The 15,992-nt window shown below is 60.6% G+C and carries 12 protein-coding genes; 9 read left to right on the top strand and 3 right to left on the bottom strand.

The genetic code is table 11. From position 1 onward, the window contains the following. Window positions 1–14: 14 nt before the first annotated feature. From AB7M26_RS23180 to AB7M26_RS23140, 9 genes are all read left to right on the top strand, one after another. A complete protein-coding gene (locus tag AB7M26_RS23180) occupies window positions 15–1,361 on the top strand; it encodes an oxygen-independent coproporphyrinogen III oxidase (RefSeq protein WP_123494237.1) in 1,347 nt (448 codons plus the stop codon). Window positions 1,362–1,383: 22 nt separating this feature from the next. Further along, the gene (gene hemN / locus AB7M26_RS23175) at window positions 1,384–2,772 is read left to right on the top strand and encodes an oxygen-independent coproporphyrinogen III oxidase (protein WP_123494239.1); all 1,389 of its coding nucleotides are present in this window, start codon (window positions 1,384–1,386) and stop codon (window positions 2,770–2,772) included. Between the two features lie 109 nt (window positions 2,773–2,881). Next, window positions 2,882–5,062, top strand: coding sequence for a transcriptional regulator NosR (gene nosR / locus AB7M26_RS23170; RefSeq protein WP_185022034.1), 2,181 nt, complete (start codon window positions 2,882–2,884; stop codon window positions 5,060–5,062). Between the two features lie 55 nt (window positions 5,063–5,117). After that, window positions 5,118–7,037 carry a TAT-dependent nitrous-oxide reductase gene (gene nosZ, locus AB7M26_RS23165; RefSeq protein WP_123494242.1) on the top strand — a complete coding sequence of 640 codons (1,920 nt, stop codon included), beginning with the start codon at window positions 5,118–5,120 and terminating at the stop codon, window positions 7,035–7,037. 27 nt (window positions 7,038–7,064) lie between these two features. After that, complete coding sequence (locus AB7M26_RS23160) at window positions 7,065–8,354, top strand: nitrous oxide reductase family maturation protein NosD (RefSeq protein WP_123494244.1); 1,290 nt, start codon at window positions 7,065–7,067, stop codon at window positions 8,352–8,354. Then, window positions 8,351–9,274: an ABC transporter ATP-binding protein gene (locus AB7M26_RS23155; RefSeq protein WP_123494246.1), complete on the top strand. Its 924-nt coding sequence runs from the start codon at window positions 8,351–8,353 to the stop codon at window positions 9,272–9,274. The genes AB7M26_RS23160 and AB7M26_RS23155 overlap by 4 nt, the downstream gene beginning before the upstream one ends. Continuing rightward, complete coding sequence (locus AB7M26_RS23150) at window positions 9,271–10,101, top strand: ABC transporter permease (protein ID WP_063340241.1); 831 nt, start codon at window positions 9,271–9,273, stop codon at window positions 10,099–10,101. Before AB7M26_RS23155 ends, AB7M26_RS23150 begins: the two co-directional genes overlap by 4 nt. A 31-nt stretch (window positions 10,102–10,132) precedes the next feature. Continuing rightward, window positions 10,133–10,657 (top strand): nitrous oxide reductase accessory protein NosL, encoded by a 525-nt coding sequence (locus tag AB7M26_RS23145; RefSeq protein WP_123494248.1) that lies wholly within the window; start codon window positions 10,133–10,135, stop codon window positions 10,655–10,657. A 115-nt stretch (window positions 10,658–10,772) separates the two neighbouring features. Further along, entirely contained in the window at window positions 10,773–11,516 is a 744-nt protein-coding gene (locus AB7M26_RS23140) for an SDR family NAD(P)-dependent oxidoreductase (RefSeq protein WP_123494250.1), read from the top strand. A gap of 891 nt (window positions 11,517–12,407) precedes the next feature. Here AB7M26_RS23140 and AB7M26_RS23135 read toward each other — a convergent pair. From AB7M26_RS23135 to nirJ, 3 genes are all read right to left on the bottom strand, one after another. Further along, entirely contained in the window at window positions 12,408–13,901 is a 1,494-nt protein-coding gene (locus AB7M26_RS23135; protein WP_123494252.1) for a cytochrome D1 domain-containing protein, read from the bottom strand. Continuing rightward, window positions 13,898–14,737 (bottom strand): uroporphyrinogen-III C-methyltransferase, encoded by an 840-nt coding sequence (cobA, locus tag AB7M26_RS23130; RefSeq protein ID WP_123494254.1) that lies wholly within the window; start codon window positions 14,735–14,737, stop codon window positions 13,898–13,900. The genes AB7M26_RS23135 and cobA overlap by 4 nt, the downstream gene beginning before the upstream one ends. A gap of 70 nt (window positions 14,738–14,807) precedes the next feature. Further along, window positions 14,808–15,986, bottom strand: coding sequence for a heme d1 biosynthesis radical SAM protein NirJ (gene nirJ / locus AB7M26_RS23125; RefSeq protein WP_123494256.1), 1,179 nt, complete (start codon window positions 15,984–15,986; stop codon window positions 14,808–14,810). Between the last annotated feature and the right edge of the window lie 6 nt (window positions 15,987–15,992).

The following is a 15,992-nucleotide window of genomic DNA, read 5'->3' as shown; positions in this document are numbered from 1 at the left end:
CTCGGAGACCTGTCATGCTCGATTTTTCTCACGCCCCCGGCGAGCTGATCGCTCGGTGCGATCAGGGCGTACTCGACCCCAACTGCCATGCCGACACGCAAAAGTTTCATGACGGTATCGGCTCTCTGGATTTGCTCCGTGCCTTGCGCGTCAGCCGCCAGAAACGACGCCCGATCGCCCTGAACGTGCAGCTGCCTTCCCGGCTCAAGCCATCCTTTTGTTCCCCGCACGATGCCTCCTGCGAGCATGGCGACATCGAACAGTACCTCCAGCGCCTGGAACACGAGATCGACCTCGTCGGTTGTCACCTGAGTTCGGAGCAGCGGGTCGAACAATTTCATCTGAGCGGCGGAACACCCACCAGCGCTGATCTCGAGCGGCTGATGAATCATCTGCGTGGCCGGTTCAACTTTCTCGAACATGAGTGCGGCGACTACAGCGTTGACGTCGACCTTCACCATACCGATTGGACGACCATGGGCGCGCTGCGCAACCAGGGATTCAATCATGTCAGCATTGGCATTCCGGATATCGACACCGACTGTGACATGTCGGTGGCCTGCTATCAGAATCCGGCCCCCATTCATTCACTGATCGATGCCGCCCGCACCTTTGGTTATCGATCGATCAATGTCGATCTGGGTTTTGGCCATGCCTGGCAAACGCCAGAAAGCTTCGCGCTGAAGCTGGCGGCGATCATTGAGCTGGAGCCGGACAGGCTGATGGTGTTCGACTATGCCCGACCACCACGCCGCTATCGGCCAAGGCTCGGCGACAAGGTCAGGGAACTGTGCAGCCAGGACGATAAAGGCGCGATGCGCCAGATCGCCTTCGAACAGTTGATCGCCGTGGGCTATCACTACATCGGTATGGGGCAGTTTGTGCGGCCCGACGATGATCTGGCGATCGCTCAGGAGCGCGGCCGGTTACGTCGCACGTGTGACGGTTTTACCCGTCACGGCTATTGCGACCATATCGGCTTCGGTTTGGGGGCTATCAGTCAGATCGACGATTTGTACACGCAAAACACCGACGCAATCGAGCGCTATCAGCAGCAACTGGACCGGGGCCAATTGCCGACGTCTCGTGGCTGGCGTTTCGAGGCGGGGGATCAGATACGGCACATGGTCATGGAGCGTCTGGCGTGTGATCAAGAGCTGGATATCCGCGCCATCGAGCGGCGCTATGGGCTGATTTTCCATCAGTATTTTTCATCTGTCTGGCCATTGCTGGAGCAATTGAGTCGTGAGGGGTTGATTGAATTGTCGGACCGTTTCATCAGCATTCTTCCCGCCGGCCGGCCGGAAGTGGATGCCATCTGCAACCTGTTTGAAAAGGATTCGGGCAGTGCAAGGCATTAACCCACCTGCGAGTTGATTGATCATGAAACCTGCATTCGATTTCGATCGAGCCCTGGTCGAAAAATATGACCGCCCAGGGCCACGTTATACCTCTTACCCCACGGCGCCGCAGTTTCATCAGGCGTTTGCCGTCGACGACTATCAGCGTGCCGCCTCCGACAGCAACCTGGCGTCGGTGCCCAAGCCGTTGTCGGTGTATATCCATATTCCGTTCTGCAAGAGCCTTTGCTACTACTGCGCCTGTAACAAAATCATTACCCGGAAAACCCATCGGGCCGTCGAATACCTGACGTACCTCAAACGTGAAATCGTCATGCAGGCGGCGTTGTTCGACAGCACGCGCAAACTCACGCAACTGCACCTGGGCGGTGGCACGCCGACGTATTTGACCAGTGAGCAGCTGGCGGATCTGATGGACTGCCTGCACCAGGCATTCGACATGGACGACAGCGATGACCATGAGTTTTCCATCGAGGTCGATCCGCGCACCATCAACACCGAGCAGATCCAGTCGCTGCGTCAATTGGGCTTTAACCGCTTGAGTTTCGGCGTGCAGGACTTCGATCCCGACGTGCAGGCGGCGGTCAATCGCCAGCAAAGTGAAGAACAGATTTACGCGCTGGTCGCGGCGGCGCGTGAGGCGCAATTCAAGTCGATCAGCGTCGATCTGATTTACGGCCTGCCACTGCAAACGGTGCAGAGTTTCGACATCACCCTCAACAAGATCATCGCCCTGCGCCCGGACCGGATTGCCGCCTACAGCTACGCCCATTTACCCGAGCTGGTGCGCGCGCAACGGCTGATTCGCCCGGCTGACATGCCGCCACCGGAGCGCAAGCTGGAGTTGCTCGAGCTGACCATCCGCCGGCTGACCGAAGCCGGTTATGTCTATATCGGCATGGATCATTTCGCCTTGCCGGACGACGAACTGGCGCTGGCCCGCACCCATGGCACGTTGCAACGCAATTTTCAGGGCTACTCGACCCATGCCGACTGCGACCTGATCGGCCTTGGGGTGTCTTCGATCGGTAAGGTCGGCGACAGCTACAGCCAGAGCGTCAAGGAGCTTTCGCAGTACTACGCCCGTATCGATCAAGGCTTGTTGCCGGTGCATCGAGGTTACCGCTTGAGCGCCGACGACTTGCTGCGCCGTGAGGTGATCAGCGACCTGATGTGCCACGGCAGGATCGATTTCGCCAAGTTCGAAGCGGGTCATGGTATTTGCTTCACCGAGTATTTTGCCGATGCGCTGGCGCAACTGGACGAGCAGGTGCGCGACGGACTGTTGCAGATTCACAGCGACGAATTGGTGCTGTTGCCGCAAGGGCATTTGATGATGCGCAGTGCCGCGATGGCATTTGACGCCTATCTGGGAGGGGAGCAAAAAGGCCGGTTTTCCCGCACCGTTTGAGGCGTCGGGACGCTTGGCTCGAGGAATTTTATCGAGTTGATTTCAATCAAGGGCGAGGCACACAGCGCTCCCTAACATGGCCGCAAGCCCCTTTGAAATCAGCGTGCTCATGACAAGCCATCAGCCTTCGACACCTGGCAACCTGCGCATCTGGAGCGTCGGGCTGGCGGTGATGGTCTTGCTGATGATCGCCGCGTTCGCGACGGTGCAGGCCAAGTCATACGGCGACATTGAGCAGCAGCGCATCGAGAAGGTTTTCCCGCAAACCGATTCGGTGTCCGCCGCCGAAGGCACGTTCAAGGTGCGCACGCTGTCCGCCGCCGGCAAGGTTATCGGGTATGTGTTCCAGAGCCTGGATGTGGTGGATATTCCGGCCTACTCGGGCAAACCCATCAACACCCAGGTGATCCTCGACACCGCCGGGGTGATTCAGGACGCCTATGTGCTGGAGCACCACGAACCGATTCTACTGATCGGCATCCCCGAAGAAAAACTCCACGGCTTCAGCGCCCGATACAAAGGGATCAAGGTCAGCCAGCGGGTAGTCGTCGGGCATTCCAGCGACCCGAGCGCGGTCACCGTGGATGCCATCGCCGGTGCAACCGTCACCGCCATGGTGGTCAATGAGGTCATCATGCGTGCCGCCCATGAAGTGGCCGTATCGCTGAAGCTGATCGAGGACAAGGGCGGGGTGGTAAACAAACCTGCCACCGTGCGCCAGGATTTTTACGAGCCTGCCACCTGGGAGCAACTGACCGGTAACGGCGCCATTCGCCGGTTGAACCTGACCCGTGGGCAGGTCGATGCCGCCTTCAAGGGCACCGACGCCGAAGGCGTCGACAACGCCGGCCCGGATCAAGTCGATGACACCTTTATCGAGCTGTACACCGCCGACTTGAACCCACCGACCATTGGCCGTGCGCTACTGGGCGACAATCAATATCGCTTCCTCATGCAGGAACTCAAACCCGGCGAACAGGCCATCGTGGTGCTGGGGCGTGGGCTGTTTTCCTATAAAGGCTCGGGTTATGTGCGCGGAGGGATTTTCGATCGGGTGCAATTGCGCCAGTTCGGCAACGTTATCAGCTTTCGCGACATGGACCATCAGCGGCTCTCTGACGTATTTGCCAAGGGCATGCCCGAGTTCACTGAAATGTCGGTGTTCATTGTGCGCAAACCGGCGGGGTTCGATCCGGGATCACCCTGGTCCCTGGAACTCCTGGTGCGGCGTCAGACGGGACCGGTCAGCGGCACCTTCAGCAGCTTCGAACTGCCTTATCAACTGCCCGAACCCTACCTTGAGCGACCTGCGCCCAGTGCCGAAGAACGGGCGGCCATCGAGGAAGCCAGCCGGCCGATGTGGTTGAACATCTGGTACCAGAAACACTTCCAGATCGCCGTCCTCGCGAGCGCGTTGTTGCTGCTCACGGCCATCCTGTTCCTGCAAGACAAGCTCACTCGCCGGCCACGCTTTCTGCACTGGCTGCGTCGTGGTTACTTGCTCTTTACCGTGGTCTTTCTGGGCTGGTATGCCTTGGGGCAGTTGTCGGTGGTCAATGTCCTGACCTTTGTGCATGCGCTGTTCGAGCACTTTCGCTGGGAGCTGTTTCTCACCGATCCGCTGATCTTCATGCTCTGGGTCTTTACCGCCGGGAGCATTCTGCTGTGGGGCCGTGGCGTGTTCTGCGGCTGGCTGTGCCCGTTCGGCGCCTTGCAAGAGCTGATCAACGAAGCCGCGCGCAAGTTGAAAATCCCCCAGTACGAATTGCCCTTTGCGGTGCATGAGCGGCTGTGGGCGATCAAATACATCATCTTGCTGCTGCTTTTCGGCATCTCCCTGGAATCGATGTCCACCGCCGAGCTGTTCGCCGAGGTGGAACCCTTCAAAACCGCCATCACCCTCAAGTTCGACCGCCAGTGGTGGTTCGTGCTCTACGCGGTGGCGCTGCTCGTGATCAACATTTTCACGCGCAAAGTCTATTGCCGCTACATCTGCCCGTTGGGTGCAGCGCTGGCGATCCCGACCAAATTGCGCTTGTTCGATTGGCTCAAGCGCCGCCAGGAATGCGGCAGCCCCTGCCAGTTGTGCGCCAAGGAATGCGAGATCCAGGCGATTCACCCTGATGGCCGGATCAATGCCAACGAGTGTCACTACTGCCTCGATTGCCAGATGACCTACCACAACGAAGACAAATGCCCGCCGCTGATCAACAAGCGCAAGAAGCGCGGCAAAGCGGCACCCGTGGCGGTGCAGCTGATACCCGTCGTGGAATTGCAGGCGGCTGAATGAAGCTCGCGAGCGCACCTGCGCAGTGACCGTTTTATCCCTTCAAGGAGTACGCAACATGACTGACACAGAATCCACAAAACCCGTGCAGGAAGAAGAACACGCGGGACTCAGCCGTCGCGGTTTTCTGGGCAGCAGCGCCGTCACCGGTGCGGTGCTGGCGGGTGCGACGACGTTGGGCGGCGCAGTGTTCAGCCGCGAGTCGTGGGCCGCGGCGGTCAAGGATGCGCAGGCGAAAATCCATGTCGGCCCCGGTGAGCTGGACGAATACTACGGCTTCTGGAGCGGCGGTCATCAGGGCGAAGTGCGGGTGCTCGGCGTGCCGTCGATGCGTGAGTTGATGCGTATTCCGGTGTTCAACGTCGACTCGGCCACCGGTTGGGGCCTGACCAACGAAAGCAAACGGATCCTGGGCGACAGTGCAAAGTTCCAGAACGGCGATTGCCATCACCCGCATATCTCCATGACCGATGGCAAGTACGACGGCAAATACCTGTTCATCAACGACAAGGCCAACTCCCGGGTCGCGCGTATCCGCCTGGACATCATGAAGTGCGACAAGATCCTCACCGTGCCGAACGTCCAGGCCATCCACGGCCTGCGTCTGCAAAAAGTGCCTTACACCAAGTACGTGTTCGCCAATGCTGAATTCGTCATCCCGCACCCCAATGATGGCCGCACCTTCGACCTGCAAGACAAGAACAGCTTCACCATGTTCAACGCCATCGATGCCGAGAAAATGGAGATGGCCTTCCAGGTCATTGTCGACGGCAACCTGGACAACTCCGACGCCGATTACACCGGCAAGTACGCCGCGTCCACCTGCTACAACTCGGAGAAGGCTTACGACCTTGGCGGCATGATGCGCAACGAGCGCGACTGGGTCGTGGTGTTCAACATCCCGCGCATCGAGGCTGCGATCAAGGCTGGCAAATTCATCACCCTGGAAGACTCGAAAGTGCCGGTGGTCGACGGTCGTAAAACCGATGGCAAGGACTCCGAGTTCACTCGCTACATCCCGGTGCCGAAGAACCCCCACGGCCTCAACACCTCATCCGATGGCAAGTACTTCATTGCCAACGGCAAGCTGTCGCCAACGGTATCGATGATTGCCATCGACCGGCTGGACGACCTGTTCGCTGATAAATTCAAGGACCCGCGCGAGGTTATCGTCGCCGAGCCGGAACTGGGCCTGGGCCCGTTGCACACCACCTTCGACGGTCGCGGCAACGCCTACACCACGCTGTTTATCGACAGTCAGGTGGTGAAGTGGAACATGGAGGAAGCGATACGTGCCTACAAGGGCGAGAAGGTCAATTACATCAAGCAGAAGCTCGACGTGCATTACCAGCCCGGCCACAACCACGCCTCGCTGACCGAAACCAGTGAAGCGGACGGCAAGTGGCTGGTGGTGTTGTGCAAATTCTCCAAGGACCGCTTCCTGCCGACCGGGCCGCTGCACCCGGAGAACGACCAGTTGATCGATATTTCCGGCGAAGAGATGAAGCTGGTGCATGACGGCCCTGCGTTTGCCGAACCCCACGATTGCATCCTGGCGCGTCGGGACCAGATCAAGACCCAAAAGATCTGGAAACGCAACGACCCGTTCTTCGCCGCCACCGTGGAGCTGGCCAAGAAAGACGGGATCAACCTGGAGACCGACAACAAGGTCATCCGCGACGGCAATCATGTGCGGGTCTACATGACCTCCATGGCCCCGGCCTATGGGCTGACCGAGTTCACGGTCAAGCAGGGCAACGAGGTCACGGTGACCATCACCAACATCGACCAGATTGAAGACGTGACCCACGGCTTCGTGATGACCAACCATGGCGTGAGCATGGAGATCAGCCCGCAGCAGACCTCATCGATCACCTTCATCGCCGACAAGGCTGGCCTGCATTGGTACTACTGCAGCTGGTTCTGCCATGCACTGCACATGGAAATGGTCGGTCGCATGAAGGTCGAGAAGGCCTGACCGTTGTCCATCGACAGGAGCGAAGCAATGACTGATAGCAAGGGAAACCCGGTGAAGGTCATTGCGCTTGCGCTCCTGCTGATGTCCGGCGGCGCGCTGGCGGTGCAACCCATCACCACGTTGCCGTTGACGGTGGACGCCGATCAACGCTGGCACCTGCCGGCCGGGGAATACCGTGGCTCGTTCAGCGTCGATCAGCCGATGCAGATTGTCTGCGAGCCGGGCGCGGTATTTCAGGGCGAGGGGCAGGGCAATGGCTTGATCATCAGTGCGCCGGATGTCGGCATCGAGGGCTGTACCTTTCTGGACTGGGGGCACGACCTCACGGCCATGAATTCGGCGGTGTTCCTCCAGCCCACGGCCCGTGGCGCGGTGATCAAAGGCAATCGCCTGCAAGGCCAGGGTTTCGGTATCTGGGTCGACGGGACGCAGGATGCGAGCCTGATCGACAACCGTATCCAGGGGGATCCGGCGCTGCGCTCCCAGGATCGCGGCAACGGTATCCACTTGTATGCGGTGCATGGCGCCCGGGTCATCGGCAACCAGGTGCGCGACACCCGCGATGGCATCTACATCGACACCTCCAACGGCAACCTGCTGCAGGGCAACACCCTGGAAGACCTGCGTTACGGCGTGCATTACATGTTCGCCAACGACAACCGGTTGATCGGCAATACCACCCGCCGTACCCGTACCGGCTACGCCTTGATGCAAAGCCGCAAGCTCACGGTGATCGGCAACCGCTCCGAACAGGATCAGAACTACGGCATCCTGATGAACTACATCACCTATTCAACCTTGCGCGATAACTTCGTCACGGACGTGCGCGACGGCTCGACCGGCGACAGCATGATCAGCGGCGCCGAGGGCAAGGCGTTGTTCATCTACAACTCGTTGTTCAACAGCATCGAACACAACCACTTCGAGCACAGCGCCGTGGGCATTCACCTCACCGCCGGTTCCGAAGACAACCGCATCGCCGACAACGCCTTTGTCGGCAATCAACGGCAGGTCAAATACGTCGCCACCCGCTTGCAGGAATGGTCGGCGGATGGTCGGGGCAATTACTGGAGCGATTACCTGGGCTGGGATCGCAACAACGATGGCCTGGGCGATATCGCCTATGAACCCAACGATAACGTCGACCGCCTGCTGTGGCTGTACCCGCAGGTGCGGCTGTTGATGAACAGCCCCGGGATCGAATTGCTGCGCTGGGTGCAACGGGCCTTTCCGGTGATGAAGTCGCCGGGCGTCCTGGACAGCCATCCGCTGATGAATCCCACCACCCAACCCCTGACCCAGGAGCCCACCGCATGAACGTCATCGACATGGAAGGCGTCAGCCAGCGCTATGGGTACACCACCGTGTTGCATCAATTGAACCTAAGCCTGGGCGAAGGCGAAGTGCTCGGCTTGTTCGGGCACAACGGCGCGGGCAAAACCACCAGCATGAAACTGGTGCTCGGCCTGCTTCAGGCCAGTGAAGGGCAGGTCAGGGTGTTCGGCCGCACGCCCAGTGATCCGCAGGTTCGGCGTTTGCTCGGCTATTTACCGGAGAACGTGACCTTCTATCCGCAGATGAGCGGCCTGGAGACCTTGCGGCATTTCGCCCGACTCAAAGGCGCAGCGCCCGCGCAGGTGGACGTGCTGCTGGAGGAGGTCGGCCTGGCGGGCGCGGCGCATCGACGGGTCAAGACCTATTCCAAAGGCATGCGCCAACGCCTGGGACTGGCGCAAGCCTTGCTCGGCGAGCCGCGTTTACTGCTGCTCGACGAACCGACCGTCGGCCTCGATCCCATTGCCACTCAAGACCTCTATCGGTTACTCGACCGGCTGCGCAGCCAAGGCACCAGCATCATTCTCTGTTCCCACGTATTGCCGGGGGTCGAGGCGCATATCAACCGTGCCGCGATTCTGACCCAGGGGCGCCTGCTGGCCCTCGGCAGTCTGCGCAGTTTGCGCGAGGAAGCCGGATTGCCGACGCTGATTCGCGCCAACGGGCTCAAGCACGCCGGGCCGTTGCAGCGATCCTGGAACAACGCCGGGCATGTCACTCAGCGCTGGGGCGTGGAGGGCCTTGAAGTGGCTGCGCTCAATGGCAACAAATTGGACCTGTTGCGCCAACTGCTCAATGAACACGAGCCGGCCGACGTGGAAATCGACCCACCGTCCCTGGAGGACATCTACCGCTATTACATGGGCCGGGCCGGTGCGACCCCCAGTGGAGAGACCATATGAACCCGATCTGGAACATGGCCCGCAAGGAATTCAATGACGGTTTGCGCAACCGCTGGTTGTTGGCGATCAGCCTGTTGTTCGCCGTGTTGGCGACCGGCATCGCCTGGTTGGGGGCGGCGGCTTCCGGGCAATTGGGCTTCACTTCGGTGCCCGCCACCATCGCCAGCCTGGCCAGCCTGGCGACGTTCCTGATGCCGCTGATTGCCTTGCTGCTGGCCTATGACGCCATCGTCGGCGAAGACGAAAGCGGCACGTTGCTGCTGTTGCTGACCTATCCGCTGGGGCGCGGGCACATTCTGCTCGGCAAGTTCGTCGGCCACGGATTGATCCTGGCGCTGGCGACCCTCATCGGTTTCGGCTGCGCGATGCTCGCGATTGCGGTGCTGGTGGAGGACGTTGAACTGAACCTGCTGCTCTGGGCGTTTGGACGATTCATGCTGTCGTCGACGTTACTGGGTTGGGGCTTTCTAGGGCTGGCCTATGTGCTGAGCAGTGTGTCTGCCGAGAAATCCACCGCCGCCGGTCTGGCGCTGGGGGTGTGGTTCTTCTTCGTGCTGGTGTTCGACCTGGCACTGTTGGCACTGCTGGTGCTCAGCGAAGGGCAGTTCAACCCGAAGGTGTTGCCGTGGTTGCTGCTGCTCAACCCCGCCGATGTCTATCGCCTGATCAATCTCTCCGGTTTCGAGCCCGGTGCCGGTAGTGCTGGTGTGCTGACCTTGGGCAGTGATTTGCCTGTACCGGGCTCGATGCTCTGGTTGTGCCTGTTGCTGTGGGTGGCAGTGCCTTTGGGCTTGGCCTGGTTGCTGTTCCGTCGACGGGCGACATGAATTCACACCTTGGTTTTTGGAGCACCTGACGATGAGTAATCTGTATTCGACGACGGTACGCGCCGCGGCGGGCCTGATGGTCTGTCTGCTGCTGGCGGCCTGTGACAAACCCGTGCAAGCCACCTACAGCGACGCCGCCACTGCCTTCCATCCCAGTGATGAATGCCATGTTTGCGGCATGATCATCGACGGCTTCCCCGGGCCCAAGGGCGAATTGGTCGAGCGCAGCGGCATCAAGAAATTCTGCTCCACGGCGGAGATGATCGGTTGGTGGCTGCAACCGGAGAATCATCATGGCGAGGCCCGGTTGTATGTCCACGACATGGGCCGTAGCCCGTGGAACGCACCCAATGACTCCCATCTGATCGATGCCAAGGATGCGTTTTACGTGGTCGGCACCCAGCTCAAGGGGGCAATGGGTGTGGTGTTGGCGTCCTTCTCCAGCCAACAGGCTGCGGAAAAACTGGCCGCCGACCAGGGCGGTCGTGTGCTGCGGTTCAGCGAAATCGATCAGGCGGTGCTTCAGCAGCCAGCGATGTCGCACGCGACTCATTGATCGGCGCGCCATCGAGAAAAGTGATCGCCGTCAAGTCAGTATTTCTGCGTCTGTTCAAAGATAGGGGCTCACAACGTCCCCAGTGCTTGGCATTAACGATGCCCAGGAGAACATGATGCAAACCGAGTTTCAGGATCGTCTGGCGGTGATCACCGGTGCCAGTTCCGGGATTGGCCTGGCGTTGTGCGCCGCGCTGTTGCCGCGTGGGGTCAAGGTGCTGGCGATGTCACGCACTGCCGGTGATTTGCCAGCCTTGCAGCAGATCTACGGTGAACGGCTGCAATGGTGTGCCGGGGACGTCACGCGCGAGGAAGACTTGCAAGGGCTGGCCCGGCGGGCAGCGGCGCTGGGGCGGGTGGATTATCTGGTGCCCAACGCGGGCATTGCCGAAATGGCCGACAGCCTGGACATGCCGGCCTTCCAGCGCCAATGGGCGGTCAACGGTGCCGGGGCGTTGAACACCCTGGCGGCGTTGCGCGGTGAGTTGGCGAGCCCGGCTTCGGTGGTGTTTGTCGGTAGTTTCCTGACCGGTTCGAGCTTTCCCGGTCTGGCCGCCTGTATCGCCAGCAAGGCCGCGCTGGCGGCTCAGGTACGCACATTGGCGGTGGAGTTTGCGCGTTACGATGTGCGCATCAATCTGGTCTCGCCGGGGCCGACCGCGACCTCGATGTGGGACAACCTGGGGTTGAGCGATGGTGAGCTCGATGACGTCGCTGACACCTTGGGCAAACGTCTGCTGCCGGGGCATTTTCTGGATGCGTCGGCGGTGGCCAATGTGATTATTTTTCAACTGTCCCAAGGCGCCCGGGGTGTCTATGGGCAGGATTGGAAGGTTGATAACGGTTATACCTTGGGGTGATGGGTGAACACACAATTTTGCGGATGTTCCCGGACCCTTGTGGGAGCTGGCTTGCCTGCGAAAGCGGCGTGTCGGTGACATAGGTTTTGATGGTGTACATATCCGTTGCTGCGGTAACGACTACTATTGGTTCCGCCCTTACGGCGGGTCACTTTGGAAAAGCGCCAAAGTAACCAAAACGCTTTCGCCCCTGACGTACGGCCCTTCGCCTAGGCTCAGGGTACCCTCACTCCGGTCCTGCTCCGTGGGCCCGCCGCCATCGGCCATCCATGGCCGGGGGCGGCTACCGCGGCATCCTTGCCGCGGTGCCCACTGCGCAGAACCTGCGCTCGGCCTTCCGACGGGGCAGATCAAGATCAAGATCAAAAGCCAAAGCCAAAGCAAAGCAAGATCAACAGCAGTCAGCGCCTACCCACTGATCGTTCCCATGCTCCGCGTGGGAATGCCGCCGGGGACGCTCTGGGACGCAAGGCTTGAGTCCTGCGCACTGGTGACGCGGAGCGTCACGGGATGCATTCCCACGCGGAGCGTGGGAACGATCAATAAATCCAACTGTGGGAGCGCGTGCGCTTGAAGAGAAAGGCCGGCCGGTAGGCCGCCTCGCGGTGCTTTTGCGGTACTCGCCCCCTCGAGAGGCCGAGCGGAGGTTCTGTGCAGTGGGCAACCCGGCATGGATGCCGGGTTAGCCGCGCACGGCCATGGATGGCCGATCGCGGCGGGCCCACGGAGCAGGACCGGAGCGAGGGCATGGCGAGCCTGGGCGAGGCACCGAACGAAAGGGGCAAAAGCGCTTGGTTACTTGGCGCTTTTCCAAGTAACCCGCTGTAAGAGCGGAACCAATAGCAGCCGTTACCGCAGAAACGGATATACACCCAAGCCCAAGCCCAAGCCCTAATGCGAAGTCCCCTCCACAAACTCAATCTTGTTACCCACGTTATATTTACCCGACGGCTTATTCATCGGCAGTCGCTTGATCTCTTTAAGGGTACTGCTGTCGTACACAATCAACGCGCCATCGTTGGCCCAAATACTCAAAAGCAGGTAGCGCCCATCGCGAGTGAACTCGACATGGGCGGCGGTCTTGCCTGGCATCGGGCGCAAGGTGTGGGCGATTTCCAGAGTCTGTTTGTCGATCAGGTGGATCGCATCATTGTCCGGCCCGAAGAACACGTCGGTCCAGGCATACCGCGAGTTGACGTGGCTGCGCATGAAGAACCCCGGCCCCAGGGTCGGAATTTCCTTGATCAGTTTCCAGGTCTTGAAATCGATGACCGAGATCAGTCCCTTGCTGATGTTCGGCGTGGCGAACACCCATTCACCGTTACGTTTCCAGTAGGTCCCCGACCCAAGATGCGGCATGCCCGGCAGCGGTATGTCGGTGACCACCTTGCCACTGTCGAGGTCGATCACTTGGCCGCCCTTGGCCTTGCGCGACGTGGCCAGCAGTTGCTTGTAGTCCGGTGAAAAGGAAAAGTCGTCCAGCACATCCTCGGCCTGGATCCGTCGTGGTTCGAAGTCCGGTGTGCCGGCACTCGACAGCTCCCAGACTTCCTTCACATCCTTGAGCGCCACGATGAAACTGTCCCGTGGCGGGGCGGTGTAGACCGCGCTGACCCGTGACGCGGTGCCGTCCTGGCCGATTGCGGGGATAGTTTTGACCAGCGACAGATCGCGGGCATCGAGCACCACCAGATTGCCCGGCAGATAGTTGCCCACCAGCACCCATCGGCCATCCTTGCTCACCGCCAGGTTGCGGGTATTGAGCCCGGCGCGGACCTCGGCGATCAGCTTCAGGTTGTGCAGGTCGTACAGGCTGACCCAGCCATCCCGTGAGGCGACGTAGACGAAGCGTCCATCCGGCGAGAACTTCGGCCCGCCATGCACCGCAAAGTGCGAAGCAAACCGCGCCAGCACTTCGAAGCGATCGCCGTCGAGGATGTTGATGTGATGGTCGCCGGCTTCCACTACCACAAACAGGTTCAGCGGATCGGCGCCATGTTGTGGCGTGTCGGGCAGTTTGCTGATATCGGCGAGGATGGAATGACTGCCGCGAATGTCGTCGTTACTCCAGGTGGGTGGGGTGGCGGGTGGTTGTTGAAGGTAATCCACCAGCGCGTCGATCTGTGCTGGACTGAACACATTGGCATACCCGGTCATCTGACTCGCGGGGCGACCATTCTGGATGACACTGCGGATTTCATCGGGTTTGATCCGGCTCAGACTCTCCGGCAGCAAGGCCGGCCCCGTACCGCCGAAACGGTTGGCGCCATGGCAGCGCTGGCAATGTTGTTGGTAGAGGTCGGCGGCCGCGTCGGAGGATGGAAGCGCTGCACCGGCATGGGCTGCACCGATCCATAACAATGGGGCAAGCAGCATGCGCCTCATATCGCCACCTTACCGTGGCGTTGCAACACGGGAACGGAGTAAAAGCGCGCCGGGTATTCCTGCTGTTGGGTAGCGAACAGATCGACCACTTTGCCGATCACCGTCAGCGTCGGAATACCCGGTGGGCAATCCAGCGCCAGGGTCGGCAACTGGTGCAGCATGCCTCGGGCGACGTGCTGGTCGGGACGCGTGCCATTGCTGATCAGCGCTGCCGGTGTATCGGCGGCCATTCCGGCTTCGATCAAGCGCTGGGCGATAATTCCGAGGTTCGATAACCCCATGTAAAACACCAGGGTCTGGCTGCTGTCGGCGAGGCTGCCCCAGGGCAATTGCAACTCACCATCGCGCTGCAAATGCCCGGTAATGAAGCGGCAGGAGTTGACCAGGTCCCGGTGGGTCAGCGGAATGCCCGCATAAGCGCTGCACCCGGAGGCGGCGGTGATGCCCGGGACTACCTGGCAGTCAATGTCGCGTTGCAGCAGATACTCCAGCTCCTCGGCGCCACGGCCGAATATGAACGGGTCGCCGCCCTTGAGCCGGACCACGCGCTGCCCCGAATCGGCGAGGTCGGCGAGCAGTTCGTTGATCTGTTCCTGGGGCAGGCTGTGGCAGCCGCTGGCCTTGCCGACGTAATGCCGGGCGCAGGTGAGGGGGATCAACGTCAGCAGCTCGGGGCTGATCAGGCGGTCGTAAACCACGGCGTCGGCCTGCATCAACAGGCTCCAGGCACGCAGGGTCAGCAAGCGTGGATCGCCGGGGCCCGCGCCGACCAGGGCCACTTCGCCCGGTCTGAACGGGGACGCAAGTGCGGCCGGTAAAACAATCGATGGGTGCATGGGACGTCCTTGGTTCTTCATCAGGTGGGCCGGCCCCATCCTTTGCCAGATGGCTCGCCAGGCGGGTGCTTCAGTGCATGACGCAAGGGATGGTCGGTAATGGCTGTATGCCGATTTCTTCATCGCTGAGGTGGCAACCGGGGTCCTGGCCCCAGAGGTCGCCTTCGGCCCAGGCACGGGTGCGGGTATTGCCGTTGCAGATGTTCAACCAGCGGCATTGGCCGCAACGGCCACCGACGACGCGCGGATGCACACGCAACTGCTGCAACAAGGCGTCCGGCTGGTCCAGCCAGAGCGTGCGGAACGGCGTGTGCCGGACGTTGCCCACCGAGTGCTGCCACCAATAGGTGTCGGGGTGCACTTCGCCGGTGTTGTCGATGTTGGCGATGCCGCTGCCCGAGGCGTTGCCGCCCCAGGCCCGGAGCAGGTGTTCCAGGCGCGGGTAATGTTCGGGCAGACGCAGGCCCACCCATTGCAGCAAGAGAATCGCGTCGGCGTCGTTGTTGCCGCTGACAAAATCGCTGTCGCGACCGTGCTCGATGTCTTCCCAGGCCTGTTCGAAGATCAACGTCATCGCTTCGCGGCTCATCTGCTGCCGGGCGTCGAGCTTGCGGCTGCGTTTGCCGCGACCGCTGTAATTGAGGTGCGACAGATAAAACTTCTGCACGTCGTACTCGCGCATCAGCGCCAGTAATTGCGGCAATTGTTGATGGTTGTCTTGGGTCAGGGTGGTGCGCAGGCCGACGCGAATGCCTTGTTCACGACAGAGGCGGATCGCCCGCATGGAGCTGGCGAAGCTGCCCTTGAGTTGGCGGAACGCATCATGGGTGGCTTCCAGGCCATCGATGCTGATCCCGACATAGTCGAAATTCGCCGCGCGGATCTGCGTGATGTTCTGCTCATTGATCAGTGTGCCGTTGGTGGACAACGCGACAAACAAACCCTTGGTGCGGGCGTGGGCGCTGAGCACAAACAGATCGTCGCGCAACAGCGGTTCACCGCCGGAAAGAATCAGCACCTTCACCCCGGCGTCGTGCAGGTCGTCGATCACGGTCAGTGCGGCGGGCGTATCCAGTTCGTCGCGAAAGACACTGTCGGCGGACGTGGCGTAGCAGTGTTTGCAGGTCAGGTTGCAGCGCCTGAGCAGGTTCCAGATCACCACCGGCGGCCGGTTGCTGCCCGGTGGGCTGGTTCTGGGGGCAGGCGCCTGGCCGGTCAGGGCACGTAGGTATTGGCTGATCCTCAACATGCAAAT

This window comes from Pseudomonas sp. F-14 TE3482, from assembly GCF_053629455.1.
The sequence above is the reverse complement of the archived record's forward strand: the minus strand, read 5'-3'. Positions and strand labels throughout refer to the sequence as shown.

Bases quoted from the DNA above. Each gene is read 5' to 3' on its own strand.
- AB7M26_RS23180 (WP_123494237.1), top strand. From the start codon at position 15: ATGCTCGATTTTTCTCACGCCCCCGGCGAGCTGATCGCTCGGTGCGAT.
- hemN (WP_123494239.1), top strand. From the start codon at position 1,384: ATGAAACCTGCATTCGATTTCGATCGAGCCCTGGTCGAAAAATATGAC.
- nosR (WP_185022034.1), top strand. From the start codon at position 2,882: ATGACAAGCCATCAGCCTTCGACACCTGGCAACCTGCGCATCTGGAGC.
- nosZ (WP_123494242.1), top strand. From the start codon at position 5,118: ATGACTGACACAGAATCCACAAAACCCGTGCAGGAAGAAGAACACGCG.
- AB7M26_RS23160 (WP_123494244.1), top strand. From the start codon at position 7,065: ATGACTGATAGCAAGGGAAACCCGGTGAAGGTCATTGCGCTTGCGCTC.
- AB7M26_RS23155 (WP_123494246.1), top strand. From the start codon at position 8,351: ATGAACGTCATCGACATGGAAGGCGTCAGCCAGCGCTATGGGTACACC.
- AB7M26_RS23150 (WP_063340241.1), top strand. From the start codon at position 9,271: ATGAACCCGATCTGGAACATGGCCCGCAAGGAATTCAATGACGGTTTG.
- AB7M26_RS23145 (WP_123494248.1), top strand. From the start codon at position 10,133: ATGAGTAATCTGTATTCGACGACGGTACGCGCCGCGGCGGGCCTGATG.
- AB7M26_RS23140 (WP_123494250.1), top strand. From the start codon at position 10,773: ATGCAAACCGAGTTTCAGGATCGTCTGGCGGTGATCACCGGTGCCAGT.
- AB7M26_RS23135 (WP_123494252.1), bottom strand. From the start codon at position 13,901: ATGAGGCGCATGCTGCTTGCCCCATTGTTATGGATCGGTGCAGCCCAT.
- cobA (WP_123494254.1), bottom strand. From the start codon at position 14,737: ATGCACCCATCGATTGTTTTACCGGCCGCACTTGCGTCCCCGTTCAGA.
- nirJ (WP_123494256.1), bottom strand. From the start codon at position 15,986: ATGTTGAGGATCAGCCAATACCTACGTGCCCTGACCGGCCAGGCGCCT.